Below are 12,799 nucleotides of genomic sequence, written 5' to 3'. Positions count from 1 at the left end.
GTCCAGCATGACCACGCGCGTCCTCGCGATCGGCATCGAACCCGGCAACGCGGACTACAGCGCATTCCCGCAGCTCACGCCGGAGCTCGTGCGCAACTATATCGATGCGCAGCTGCTGCGCCTGCGCGATCTCGGTTACGAGGTCACGAGTTGCCTGATCGATCTCGATGCCGCGGCGGAAGCCGCCGTCACGGCAGCGTTGCGCGAGGAGAATTTCGACTGCATCGTGATCGGCGCGGGGCTGCGCGAGCCTCGGGAGCGCCTGCTGCTGTTCGAGAAGGTGCTCAACCTCGTCCACCGCCTGGCGCCCGACGCCGCGATCTGCTTCAACACCACGCCAGCCGACACCGCCGAGGCCGTGCAGCGCTGGGTCGATGCATGAGATGAAGCGGCCGGCCCGTGCTGCGCATGCGCCATGGTCTGAGCCGCCTTCGATCCGAGCCTCCGACGCCATAGCGTGACGCGCCGGGTCCCGAAATGGTGATTTTTCTGGTCCGAATCCGGCTGCGGCGCTATGACTCGTCTGACCACAGGGGAGGGCGAGCATGCTTCGAAGTCTTCGCATTGGAAGTTTCGCTATCGCGGCATGTCTGGCGGTCGTGATCGCGATGCCGGCTCATGAGGCGGCGGCGCAGGACGCCATTGGCGGTGCCATCCTCGGTGGCGTCGGTGGAGCGATCGTGGGTGGCGCCATCGGCGGAGGCCGCGGCGCCGCCATCGGCGCCGTCGTCGGTGCCGGCACGGGCGCTGCGATCGCCTCCGAGGGCGAACGCCGCCGCTCCGGCTATTACGCCTATCAGCGCGGCTGCTACGCGCAGCGCCGGGACGGCTCCTATGTCCCGGTCGATCCGCGATATTGCTACTAGATCAACCGCATCCCGCGCAAACTCGCATGCCCGCTCTTGCCGACGATGATGTGGTCGTGCACGGCGATGCCGAGCGGCTTTGCGATGTCGATGATCGCCTTGGTCATCTGGATGTCGGCCTGCGAGGGCGAGGGATCGCCTGAGGGGTGGTTGTGCACCAGGATCAGCGCGGTCGCGGACAATTCCAGCGCGCGCTTGATCACCTCGCGCGGATAGACCGGGGTGTGATCGACGGTGCCGGTCTGCTGCACCTCGTCGGCGATCAGCTGGTTGCGCTTGTCGAGGAACAGCAGGCGAAACTGCTCCTTGTCGGCGAATGCCATGCTGGTGCGGCAATAGTCGATCACCTCGTTCCAGGACGACAGCGCGTTGCGGCTGTTGACCCCGCCCTTGGCGACGCGATGCGCCGCCGCCGCGAGCAGCTTGAGCTGGTGGATCGCGGACTCGCCGACACCGTCCACCTCGCGCAGGCGCGCCACCGGCGCATGCACGACCTCGGCGAACGAGCCAAAAATTTTGATCAGCGACTTCGCCAGCGGCTTGGTGTCACGCCGCGGCAGCGCCGGAAACAGCGCCATCTCCAGCAGCTCGTAGTCGCTGAGCGCGTCCGCACCCGCGCTGTAGAAGCGCTCGCGCAGCCGTTCGCGATGGCCGAGATAGTGCGGCGCTTCTTCGGGCTTGCTCTTGTCGTGGTCGGGCTTGGCGGGCATCGGCCGCCAGCATTGCCGCGGCCAATCGTTTTTGCAACCGTCAATTGCGGCGGCAAATCCGCTTCACGCCATCCGGCGAATGCGAACGTCAGCCGCCGGGATCACCCGATCTGCTTCTCGCCGTGCCGCTCCGACAGCGTGAAGATCTCGACACCTGTCGCGGTGACGCCGACGGAGTGCTCGAACTGCGCCGATAGCGAGCGGTCGCGGGTCACGGCGGTCCAGCCGTCGGAGAGGATCTTCACATGCGGCTTGCCGAGATTGATCATCGGCTCGATTGTGAAGAACATGCCGGGCTTGAGCTGCACGCCCTCGCCGGGCCGGCCGATATGGATGATGTTCGGCTCGTCGTGGAACATGCGCCCGAGGCCATGGCCGCAGAAATCGCGCACCACGCTCATGGCTTGCGGCTCGACGAAACTCTGGATGGCGTGGCCGATGTCGCCGGTGGTGGCGCCGGGCTTCACCGCGGCGATGCCGCGCATCATGGCCTCATAGGTCACCTCGATCAGCCGCTCCGCCTTGCGTGCGATCGGGCCGACTGCATACATCCGGCTGGAATCACCGTACCAGCCGTCGACGATGAAGGTGACGTCGATGTTGACGATGTCGCCCTCTTTCAGCGGACGGTCGCCGGGCATGCCGTGGCAGACCACGTGGTTGAGCGAGGTGCAGGTTGAATAGCGGTAGCCGCGATACATCAGCGTCGCCGGATAGGCATTGTTGCTGAACGCGAAGTCGCGGACGAACTGGTCGATGCGGTCGGTCGGAACGCCGGGCCCGACGATGTCGGTGAGCTCGTCGAGGCACTTCGCCACCAGCGCTCCCGCCTTGCGCATGCCGGCAAAGGCGCTTGGTCCATGCAGCTTGATCTGCCCGGTCTTGCGGAGCGAGGTATCGGTAGCTTCGACGTAGCTCATGCGGGCGCAATCTTCTGGGGTGGGCTCGATATCGGCGGAAAGGCTTGATTTCGCGCCCAATTTAATGATTGCGCGCCTTCATGCAAGTCAGGCCTGCCCTGCCTTGCGCCTGAAAGCGGGCCTAATTCGGGACTTCCATGATGGTTTCCACCGGCAGGGCGCCGCCGCGGACGCGGATTTCGCGGACCGGGTAGGGAACCCGGATGCCTTCACGCTTGAAGGCGTCCCACAGCGCCAGCATCACGTCGCTCTTGACGTTGTCCATGCCGTCGGGGTCGGCAATCCAGAAGGTCAGCGAGAACTTCATCCCGGCTTCGGCGAACTCGGTCAGGATGGAATTCGGCGGCTTGCCCTTCTGCGCGCGCGGGTGAGCGGCCGCGGTCTCGGCGGCGAGCTTGCAGACCAGCCGCGGGTCGGCGTCGTAATTGGTGCCGAAGGCGATCTTCACCAGCGTGTTCTTGTCGGTGTAGGTCCAGTTGACGACCTTCTGCGTCACCAGATCCTCGTTCGGCACCAGGAACTCGCGGCCATCGCCGGCGGCGACGGAAATATAGCGCGTCTTCATCGCGCTGATCCGCCCGGTGTTGTCGCCGATGGTGACGAGATCACCAGGCTTCACCGATTTGTCGGCGAGCAGGATGATCCCCGAGATGAAATTGGCGACGATCTTCTGCAGGCCGATACCGATGCCAACGCCGACCGCGCCGGAGAACACCGCGAGCGCCGAGAGATCGATGCCGACCGTGCCGAGCGCGATCACGATCGCGACCGCAAGCAGGCCGATGCGGATGATCTTGACCAGCAGCACCTGCACCGATGGCGTCAGATCTGTGGTCGAGTTGATCCGGCTCTCGGCGAAATTGCTGGCGATGTTGGTGAGCCAGAGCGCGATGAGCAGCAGCGCACCCGCCTTGATCACGAGCAACGGCGTCAGCCGCAGGCCGCCGAGCACGATGGCGAAAGAGTCGAGCAGGTCGACCGTCGCATCGAGCTGGCCTAGGATCGAGAGCGCCGCGACGAACCAGGCCGTGATCGACACCAGCTTGACGATGAAGGCGTTGCGCAGCACCGAGGTCAAGAGCCGGATCGCGAGCCAGGCCAGCCCCAGCTTGGCGGCGACCATCAGGAGATAGCTGCGGCTCGGCCAGGTCGCGTGGTACATGACCACGCGGGAGACGATCACGAGCAGGGTGAAAACTGCCGTCGAGGCGCTGGAGACCATCACCCGGACGAAGTGCCGGAGCGGCAGCGGCCAGCGCATCGCCAGCGAGGTCATGTCGACGCGGCTGCGAACGGCGGCTTCCGCGGCATAGGCGATGCCGGCCGCGGCCAGAATGAGCCCGAATTGCAGGTAGAACCAGGGCGAGGAGATTTCCGCCCCGACGCTGCGCGCGGTGGTCTGCACGAACTCCATGAAGTCTTTGAGGTCCATGTCTATCGGTCTCGTCGGGGAGCGGGCGGGAGGCGTTGATTCGAGCGCGCCGGAGAATCCCACAAAGGGCGCGGCCGGACCACCGATACACCGCCAAGTGAAGTGCGTTAAGGCCGCAAAATGCGGGCAGATTGCCGCGAGCGGGAGAAAATGGGTTGGCGTGGGAGTCCGCCGACGATAAGGATGCAATTCCAGCGATTTCGTACCCGGAAGGTGGATGGCTTCCCTCGACAGTGTCAGCCTCGCCATATTGCTCGGTGCCGTCCTGGTGTTGGCCGGGATCCTGTCAAGCCTGCTTGCGCTGCGCTTCGGCGCGCCCCTTCTGCTCGTCTTCCTCGCGATCGGCATGCTCGCGGGCGATTCCGGTCCCGGACAGCTGCAGTTCGACGACGTCCGAACCACCTATCTGGTCGGCTCGGTCGCGCTCGCCCTGATTCTGTTCGACGGCGGCTTGCGGACCCGCTTTGCCAGCATCCGCACCGTGCTCGCGCCTTCCATGGTGCTCGCGACCGTCGGCGTGCTGCTGACCTCGCTGATCACGGCGCCGTTCGCGAAATATGCGCTCGACCTCAACTGGACGGAGTCGCTGCTGGTCGGCGCCGTGGTGGCCTCGACTGACGCGGCCGCAGTGTTTCTGCTGGTGCATACCCAGGGCCTGCGCCTGCGCCCGCGCGTCGGGGCGACGCTGGAGGTGGAATCCGGCACCAACGATCCCTTCGCGATCTTCCTGACCCTGATGCTGGTCGAGTACATCTCGCTGGGAACAGGCACGGCCGCGCATGTGCTGATGGAGTTCGCCCAGGAGGCCGTGCTGGGCGCCGTCGTCGGGGTGATCGGCGGGCGTCTGGTCGTCATCGCGCTCAATAAGGTCGCGCTGCCGCAGGGCCTCCATGCGCCGTTTGTCACCACCGCCGCGCTCGTCATCTTCGGCGGCTCGCAGATCATGCATGCCTCAGGCTTCCTCGCGGTCTATCTCGCCGGGATCATCATCGGCAACCGCCCGACCCGCGCGCATAATTCGGTGGTGGCCTTCCTGGACGCCGCGACCTGGCTGGCGCAGATCGTGATGTTCGTCCTGCTCGGCCTGCTGGTCTCGCCGAGCCGGCTCGGCGGCAGCGTGCTGCCGGCGGTCGGGATCGCATTCGTCCTGATGCTGCTGGCGCGGCCGATCGCCGTGTTCGTCTGCCTCGCGCCGTTCCGCTTCAACTGGCGCGAAAAGATCTTCATCGCCTGGACCGGCCTGCGCGGCGCGGTCGCGATCTTCCTGGCCTCGATCCCGATGCTGGTCGGGCTGTCGAAGGCCTATCTCTATTTCGACGTCGCCTTCGTCGTCGTCATCATCTCGCTCCTCCTGCAAGGCTGGACCCTGGGGCCGGCCGCGCGCAAGCTGCACGTGGCGCTGCCGCGCGCCGAACGCGGCCCGCGCCGTGTCGAATTGGACTTGCCCGGCCAACTCGAGCAGCAGCTCGTCGGCTATCCGGTGCGGTCCAAGAGCCTGTATTTTCGCCGCGGCCTGATCCCGTCCTGGTCGAAGCCGACGCTGGTGATCCGCAAGGAGAACATTTTGACGCCGGCGGAAGCCGAGCCGATCGCGCCCGGCGATTACATCTATCTGCTGGCGCCGCCGGAAAAGGCCGAATCGCTTGACCGCTTCTTCGTCGACATGCAGCCGAGCTCAGCGCCGGACCCGCATCTGCTGGGCGACTTCATGGTCTCCGGCGAGCACACGCTCGCCGAGCTCGCGGAGATCTACGGCGTGGAGGTCGGCGAGGACGAGCGCGGGCACACGCTCGCTGATTATTTCGACGTCCATCTCGACCGCGCGCCGAAAGAGGGCGCGGAGCTCGTGCTGGATCCGATCGTGCTCGTGGCGCGCTCCATCTCCGGTGGCCGAGTCAACGTCGTCGGCCTGCGCCTGCCGGAAGACGAGGAAACGGCTGCGCCGCTGACGCGCAGGCAGGTCCTGCGGCGCAAGCTGGCGGATCTGTGGAGCTCGGTGGCTGGGGTTTAACGCCACATCCGCGTTGGCGGTCATTGATGAAGCGCACGTCTGCTTCTTCGTCGTCCTGGCCTAGTGCGCAATTGCGCACGGGGGCCAGGATCCATACCCACCGTCAGCTGTTTTGCGAAGGCTGGTGGTGACGATCTGGCCCACCCACTCTCCTCCCTGGGGTAATGGGTCCTGGCTTTCGCCGGACGACGGCGGAGAGCGATGGGGACAACGCTGGAACCGCCACCAAATCGCCGCAACCGCCGAAGATTTGCGCGGCTTCGTGACCGCTGCTCCCGGAACGCTCCGCGATGCCGCTCGTTCTTAGCGGCGTAAACGCATCCGACAGGAGTAATCCATGCGAAAGCTCATCTTGCCGGCCATCGTCGCGATCGGGCTCGGATCGGCCGCGCCCGCGATGGCCTATGACACCGGCGATCAGATCTCGATGCAGGTCGCGCTCGACGTCGCCACCGACATCGGCGTCATGACCGTCTCGCACACCGAGTTCCTCGGCGACGAATGGCAGATCGAAGGCCGTGATCGCGCCGGCCGCTGGATGGAGGTCGATGTGGACGCGCGATCGGGTGAGGTGCGCAACGTCGATCGCGGCTGGTAGTGGCGGGTCTCGGTAGCGGTGTCGGCGAGGATCACTCGGCCGGCACCGCCACCATCCAATGCCGCGCGATCGCCGCTCGCGGTACGATCCATTACCCCGGGGAGTAGTTTTGCGAACACCGGCAGTTACGTTTTCTTCGCTGGTACGCACACCACCTGCCGCTGATAGATCACGCGATATGGGTCCTGGCTTTCGCCAGGACGACGGCGGGGTGGGCCGGCGGCTTGCCTCATCCGTTGCCTGCTCAACGGACCCCTCACGTCAGCACCTTCACCCCGCCGAACGACGTCACGCGGCCCTGCTTCAGCATCACGATCTGCGTCGCGAGCTGGCGCAGCTCGGCGACGTCGTGGCTGACATAGACCATGGGGACGTTGGCCTCATCGCGCAGCCGCACCAGATAGGGCAGGATCTCCAGCTTGCGGCCCTCGTCGAGCGCGCCGAGCGGCTCGTCGAGCAGCAGCAGGCGCGGCCGCGACAGCAGCGCGCGACCGAGCGCGACGCGCTGGCGCTCGCCGCCGGAGAGCTTTCCGGGGCGGCGACCCTGCAGCGCGCCGATGTCGAGCAGCTCGATGACGCGCTTGTGCTGCGCCGGATCGGGCGCGAGGCGGTTCATCCGCCTGCCATAGTCGAGATTTTGCGCGACGTTGAGATGCGGAAACAGCCGCGCATCCTGGAACACATAGCCGATGCGGCGGCGCCAGGTCGGCACATGAATGCCGGCCGCGCTGTCGTCGACCGTCTCGCCGTCGATCACGATGGTGCCGCGGTCGGGCCGCAGCAGCCCCGCGATCATGTTGACCAGCGAGGTCTTGCCGGCGCCCGACGCTCCGAACAGTCCGATGACGCGGCCTTCGCTCGCGAAGGACGCGGACAGCGAGAACTCGCCGAGCTGCTTTTCGATGTCGACGCGCAGCATGGTCAATTCCCGTGCAGGCGCGCGGTGGCGCGGCGGGCGAACCATTCGGCCGCGATCAGCGCGCCGAGCGCCAGCACGATCGAGACGATCACGAGCCGTCCCGCGGCGGCGTCGCCGTCCGGGGTCTGGATCAGCGAATAGATCGCGGACGAAATCGTCTGGGTCTCTCCGGGAATGTTGGAGACGAAGGTGATGGTCGCGCCGAACTCGCCGATCGCCTTGGCAAAGCCAAGCACCATGCCGGCGAGCACCCCGGGCAGCGCCAAGGGCAGCGTCACCGTGAAGAACACTTTGAAAGGAGTGGCGCCGAGGGTCTCGGCGGCCTGCTCGAGCCGGCGGTCGATCGCCTCGATCGACAACCGCATCGGGCGCACCAGCAGCGGAAACGCCATCAGGCCGCAGGCAAGCGCGGCACCGGTCCAGCGGAAGGCGAATACGATGCCGAGATGGTCCGCCAGGAAAGCGCCGACGAGTCCGCGGCGGCCGAAAGTGAGCAGCAGCAGATAACCCGTGACGACCGGTGGCAGCACCAGCGGCAGATGCACCAGCGCATCGAGCACCGACTTGCCCCAGAAATCACGCCGCGCGAGCAGCCATGCCAGCGCAATGCCGAACGGCGTTGCCACCAGCGTCGCGATCACGGCAACCCTGAGCGAGAGCAGGATCGCCGTCCATTCGGCGGGAGAGATGTCGAGCATCAAAATCGCGGAAGCTAGGTGGCAGAGGTTAAGTTGTCGGGCTGATCAGGAACTTGAAACCGTATTTTTCGAGAATGGTCTTGGCGGCGGTCGAGCGCAGGAAGGCGAGATAGTCGCTTGTGTCGCCCTTTGCCGTCGCGGTCGCAGCGACGGGATAGATGATCGGCGGATGCGAATCCGCCGGGAAGGTGCCGACGATCTTCACGCCGGGCTCGACCTTGGCATCGGTGGAATAGACGATGCCGAGGTTGGCCTCGCCACGCGCGACCAGCGTCAGCGCGGCACGCACGCTCTCGGCCATCGCGAATTTCGGCTCCGCCGCCTGCCAGGCGCCCAGGCTCGTCAGCGCCGCCTTGGCATATTTCCCAACCGGCACGGACTTGACGTCGCCGGTCGCGATCCTGCCGTCGCCGGCGAGTTTTGCGAGGTCGAACCCCTGCCCGATGGGGACGTTGTCGAGCCTGGAATCCTTCGGCGCAATCAGCACGATGCTGTTGCCGAGCAGATTGACCCGGGTCGGCTCGTTGATAGTCTTCTTGGAGATCGCGTAATCCATCCAGTCGGTGTCGGCGGAGACGAACACATCGGCCGGCGCGCCCTGCTCGATCTGCCTGGCGAGCACGGAGCTTGCGGCATAGCTGACGCTGAACTTGACGCCGGTCCTGGCGGTGTAGGCCGCGTCGACCTCATCGAGCGCGTTCTTCATCGAGGCTGCCGCGAACACGGTGATGGTCTTGTCCTCGGCGGCGACAGGCGAAAGGCTCGCGACCAGAACGAACAAGGCCGAAAAAATCACGGAAAGGCGGAACATCGGAAGCGCTCCATGCGCGCGCTCAGGGCACGCAAGGCGGCGCGCGCAAGACGGCGTTGGTTGAATGAGGCTGCGACCGGCGGAAGCGCTGTTCCGGCAAGCCCGACGGACTTACGGTCCGGCAAGCGATCGCTGGGTCATCATAACAGGGTGGCGGAACAGGTCAAAGGCGACGGTTCGCATAGCGCCAACCAGGAATTCGTCATCCTGGCGGAGAGTTTTACGGCTTCGCATTGCCCGCGTGCAGCACGGCCTTGCACGCCGCCGGCATCTGCGCCAGCGTCATTGGCGGTTTCGGCTTCGGCGGCTCCGGCGGGGGTTTGGGGTGCAGCACGCCGTCGCTGAACCAATAGGCGAGATCGGAGGGCTTGCAGCCTTCGTCCTCGGATTGCGACGGCTGGCCCTCGCAGTCGCTCGCGCCCGCCGGGCAGTGCATGCGGATGTGGAAGTGATAGTCGTGGCCCCACCACGGCCGGATCTTCGACAGCCAGGAACGGTCGCCCTTGGCCTCGCGGCACAGCGCCTTCTTGATCGCGGCATTGACGAAGATGCGCTGCACCGCCGGCTCCTGCGCCGCGTCGCGCAGCACCAGCACATGGCCCGGCGTGAACACCTTCGGATCGATGTCGAGCCGGTCCGGGCGCACCATCATCACCGCCGACATGTCCTCGCGCTCCTCGCGCGATAAGCGATGGTCAGGCATCGGCGTCAGCCAGATGTCGGCATCGAGGCCGATCTGGTGGCTGGCATGGCCGGACAGCGCCGGCCCGCCGCGCGGCTGGGCGATGTCGCCGACCAGGATGCCCGGCCATCCCGCGTCCTTGTGCGCTCTTGCCGCAAGCCGCTTGATCAGCGTGATCATCGCGGGGTGACCATAGCTGCGGTTGCGCGACAGCCGCATCACCTGCCAATTGTCGCCGTTGAGCGGCATCTGCTCGGCGCCGCCGATGCAGCCCTTCACATAGGAGCCGATGACGTGCGCCGGTCCCTTCGACGGCAGCAGCTTGCGCGCGAACAGCTCCTTGGCGCCGATACTGGGATCGTTCGGATTGGCGAGCGGCGGCAGCGGCTTTGGGTTGACGCTGCCCTTGTCCTGGGCCAGCGCGTCGCCGGCGGCCAGGAGCGTCATGACGAGCAGGAGAGGGGCGAGGTGGCGGGGACTCATGTTGACATTCTTATAGCCCAACACCGCGCCAGGGTTAAGAAACAGTCCTTCCGCTGAAATTTCGTTCAAAAGTCGCAGTTCCGCGGCGTCGGCCGGCCGTTTTTAACGACGCGATAACCCTCTCATGCATTGATCAAAATTCGTGCGCGGCACGCGTGCTCACGCCCTTCTACATGCAATCGCGCGCGATCCCGGAAATGATTCAAGGCAGCGCGCAATTTTGCGCCATCTCGTTCTCCGATGACGACAATGCGATGCGCTTGGAGCGCCCATCGGCACGGCCGCGCCTTGCAAACGGGCAATGAGGGCTGTTTTGTCGAGACTGCCAGACCGTGCGTCCCATCGCCATGCCACCCAGGATTACCTTTTTTTCAGACACTTGCCCCAAGAGTTGCGGCGCTGGGTGCGACTGGGACGAGTGAAGTTGAGTTTGGGGTTTCGAAAGCCGAAAAAGCGAATGGGCAGCGTGCTCGGCGGCCTGCACCCGCGCAAGCCGCGCTTTGCGCGCCCCCCTCATCTTCCGTCCGAACGCGACGAAGTTCTGCGCAGCCGTGCCGAGGCTGAGGCCGCGATCGCGGAAGCGCGCAAATCCCATGAGCGCCTGCGCCAGGCCATCGAGATCCTGCCGCAAGGCATCGTGTTTCTCGACGCCGAGGGCCGCTACGTCCTCTGGAACAAGCAATACGCGGAAATCTACAGCAAGACCGCCGATCTGTTCGAGGAAGGCGCGCGCCTCGAGGACACGCTGCGCATCGGCGTCGCCCGGGGCGACTATCCAGAGGCTGCCGGCCATGAGGAAGAATGGATCGCCGAACGGCTGCAAAAGCTCTATCAGCCCGGCACGCGCCACGAGCAGAAGCTGGCGGACGGCCGCGTCATCCTGATCGACGAGCGGCTGACCGAGGAGGGCGGCGTCGTCGGCCTGCGCGTCGACATCACCGAGTTGAAGCAGCGCGAGGCCTCGTTCCGCCTGCTGTTCGACGGCAATCCCGTCCCCATGATCGTTTGCGCACTCGACGACGAGCGCATCCTCGGCGTCAACGATGCCGCGATCGCCCATTACGGCTACAGCCGCGCCGAGTTCGAGCGGCTCACGATCCGTTCCCTTCAGGCTTTCGACAGTGAGCCGCCCTGGACCGCCGATGCGGCCGGCGAGGAGCAGGCCGGACGCACCTGGAAGCACGTCAGGGCCGACGGCGCCCTGATCGACCTTGCGATCTATTCGCGCGAACTGATCTATGCCGAGCGGCCCGCGGTGCTGCTCGCGCTGATGGACATCACCGAGCGCAAGCGCGCCGAGGCGCGGCTCGCCTTCATGGCCCAGCATGACGGGCTGACCGGTCTGCCAAACCGCAATCTGCTGCGCCAGCAGGTCGACGAGATGCTGCTGCATACGAGGCGCAGCACCGACAAGGTCGCCCTGCTGATGCTGGGGCTCGACAATTTCAAGGCGGTCAACGACACGCTGGGACACGCGGTCGGCGACAAGCTGCTGCGTGGCGTCGCCAAGCGGCTGCGTTCGACCTTGCGCGAGAACGACGCGCTGGCGCGGCTGAACTCGGACGAGTTCGCCATCGTGCAGAGCGGCCTGACGCGTCCCGAGGATGCGGTGCTGCTGGCCAAGCGCCTGCTCGAAGCCATCGCCGATCCCTATCTGCTCGACGGCCATTCCGTGGTGGTCGGTGCCTCCATCGGCATCGCGATGGCACCGGGCGACGGCGACGATTCCGAAAAGCTGCTCAAGAGCGCCGACATGGCGCTGTCGCGCGCCAAGCTGGATGCGCGCGGATCGTTCGCGTTCTTCGAGGCGGCGCTCGATGCGAAAGCGCAGACCCGCCGCAAGATCGAGGTCGAGCTGCGCGACGCCATTCAGAACGACGTGCTGCGGCCGTACTATCAGCCGCTGATCGACCTCCAGAGCGGCCGCATCACCGGCTTCGAGGCGCTGGTGCGCTGGCCGAATGCGGAGCGCGGCATGGTCTCGCCGGCCGAGTTCATTCCGGTCGCGGAAGAAACCGGGTTGATCAACCCGCTCGGCGGCCTGATGCTGCGCCGGGCCTGTCACGATGCCGCAACCTGGCCGGACGACGTCCGCGTCGCCGTCAACCTGTCGCCGCTCCAGTTCCGCAGCGGCAATCTGCTTTCGGTGGTGACGGATGCGCTGAAGCATTCCGGCCTGCCGCCGCGGCGGCTCGAACTCGAGATCACGGAGACGCTGCTGCTGGAGAAAAGCGCCCAGGTGCTGGCGACGCTGCACGCGCTGCGCGCGCTCGGCGTGCGCATCTCAATGGACGATTTCGGCACCGGCTATTCCAGCCTGAGCTATCTGCGCAGCTTCCCGTTCGACAAGATCAAGATCGACCAGTCCTTCGTGCGCGATCTCGGCGCCAATCGCGAGGCACAGGCGATCATTCGCTCGATCGTCAGCCTCGGCAAAGGCCTCGGCGTCACCATCACCGCCGAAGGCGTCGAGACCGAAGCCGAGCTGAGCTGCCTCCGCACTGAGGGCTGCGACGAAGGCCAGGGCTTTCTGTTCAGCAAGGCCCGGCCGAATGCGCAGATCATCAGCCTGCTCGCCGCGCAGCGCGGCATCGACGGCGTAGGCGAGGACGCCGCGCTGGTGGCCTAGGGTTAAGGTGCTGACCTGTTGTCTTGCGTCTCGAGATGCA

At 65.8% G+C, this 12,799-nt stretch carries 12 protein-coding genes; 5 read left to right on the top strand and 7 right to left on the bottom strand.

Going from position 1 to position 12,799, the window contains the following annotated elements; translation table 11 throughout:
- Window positions 1-7 precede the first annotated feature (7 nt).
- Both ACIPUD_RS22070 and ACIPUD_RS22065 read left to right on the top strand, forming a co-directional pair.
- Window positions 8-382, top strand: coding sequence for a hypothetical protein (locus ACIPUD_RS22070; RefSeq protein WP_204513176.1), 375 nt, complete (start codon window positions 8-10; stop codon window positions 380-382).
- A gap of 163 nt (window positions 383-545) precedes the next feature.
- Window positions 546-866 carry a glycine zipper domain-containing protein gene (locus ACIPUD_RS22065; protein ID WP_446481533.1) on the top strand — a complete coding sequence of 107 codons (321 nt, stop codon included), beginning with the start codon at window positions 546-548 and terminating at the stop codon, window positions 864-866.
- Here ACIPUD_RS22065 and radC read toward each other — a convergent pair.
- The 3 genes from radC to ACIPUD_RS22050 form a co-directional block, all read right to left on the bottom strand.
- On the bottom strand, window positions 863-1,576 hold the full coding sequence (gene radC, locus ACIPUD_RS22060; protein WP_085352015.1) for a RadC family protein: 714 nt from the start codon (window positions 1,574-1,576) through the stop codon (window positions 863-865). The two genes, ACIPUD_RS22065 and radC, sit on opposite strands and share 4 nt — an antisense overlap.
- Window positions 1,577-1,677: 101 nt before the next feature.
- Complete coding sequence (gene map, locus ACIPUD_RS22055; RefSeq protein WP_018460078.1) at window positions 1,678-2,496, bottom strand: type I methionyl aminopeptidase; 819 nt, start codon at window positions 2,494-2,496, stop codon at window positions 1,678-1,680.
- 121 nt (window positions 2,497-2,617) lie between these two features.
- Window positions 2,618-3,934 (bottom strand): mechanosensitive ion channel family protein, encoded by a 1,317-nt coding sequence (locus ACIPUD_RS22050; RefSeq protein ID WP_026233939.1) that lies wholly within the window; start codon window positions 3,932-3,934, stop codon window positions 2,618-2,620.
- 211 nt (window positions 3,935-4,145) lie between these two features.
- On the opposite strand from ACIPUD_RS22050, the gene ACIPUD_RS22045 reads away from it, so the two are divergent.
- Both ACIPUD_RS22045 and ACIPUD_RS22040 read left to right on the top strand, forming a co-directional pair.
- Entirely contained in the window at window positions 4,146-5,939 is a 1,794-nt protein-coding gene (locus ACIPUD_RS22045; protein WP_446481532.1) for a potassium/proton antiporter, read from the top strand.
- Window positions 5,940-6,276: 337 nt separating this feature from the next.
- A complete protein-coding gene (locus ACIPUD_RS22040) occupies window positions 6,277-6,537 on the top strand; it encodes a PepSY domain-containing protein (protein ID WP_085352012.1) in 261 nt (86 codons plus the stop codon).
- 256 nt (window positions 6,538-6,793) lie between these two features.
- Here the strand turns inward: ACIPUD_RS22040 and modC are convergent, their stop codons facing one another.
- The 4 genes from modC to mepA all read right to left on the bottom strand — a co-directional run bounded on the left by modC (window position 6,794) and on the right by mepA (window position 10,130).
- Window positions 6,794-7,456, bottom strand: a complete 663-nt coding sequence (modC, locus tag ACIPUD_RS22035; protein WP_085352011.1) for a molybdenum ABC transporter ATP-binding protein — start codon at window positions 7,454-7,456, stop codon at window positions 6,794-6,796.
- A gap of 2 nt (window positions 7,457-7,458) precedes the next feature.
- Window positions 7,459-8,154: a molybdate ABC transporter permease subunit gene (gene modB / locus ACIPUD_RS22030; protein ID WP_354064030.1), complete on the bottom strand. Its 696-nt coding sequence runs from the start codon at window positions 8,152-8,154 to the stop codon at window positions 7,459-7,461.
- Between the two features lie 28 nt (window positions 8,155-8,182).
- Window positions 8,183-8,965, bottom strand: a complete 783-nt coding sequence (gene modA, locus ACIPUD_RS22025) for a molybdate ABC transporter substrate-binding protein (protein ID WP_085352009.1) — start codon at window positions 8,963-8,965, stop codon at window positions 8,183-8,185.
- Window positions 8,966-9,185: 220 nt separating this feature from the next.
- A complete protein-coding gene (mepA, locus tag ACIPUD_RS22020; RefSeq protein ID WP_085354361.1) occupies window positions 9,186-10,130 on the bottom strand; it encodes a penicillin-insensitive murein endopeptidase in 945 nt (314 codons plus the stop codon).
- A 457-nt stretch (window positions 10,131-10,587) separates the two neighbouring features.
- Between mepA and ACIPUD_RS22015 the strand changes: the two genes are divergently transcribed.
- Entirely contained in the window at window positions 10,588-12,759 is a 2,172-nt protein-coding gene (locus ACIPUD_RS22015) for a putative bifunctional diguanylate cyclase/phosphodiesterase (RefSeq protein WP_446481531.1), read from the top strand.
- Window positions 12,760-12,799: the final 40 nt, after the last annotated feature.

Source organism: Bradyrhizobium sp. CAR08 (genome assembly GCF_052871955.1).
The sequence above is the reverse complement of the archived record's forward strand: the minus strand, read 5'-3'. Positions and strand labels throughout refer to the sequence as shown.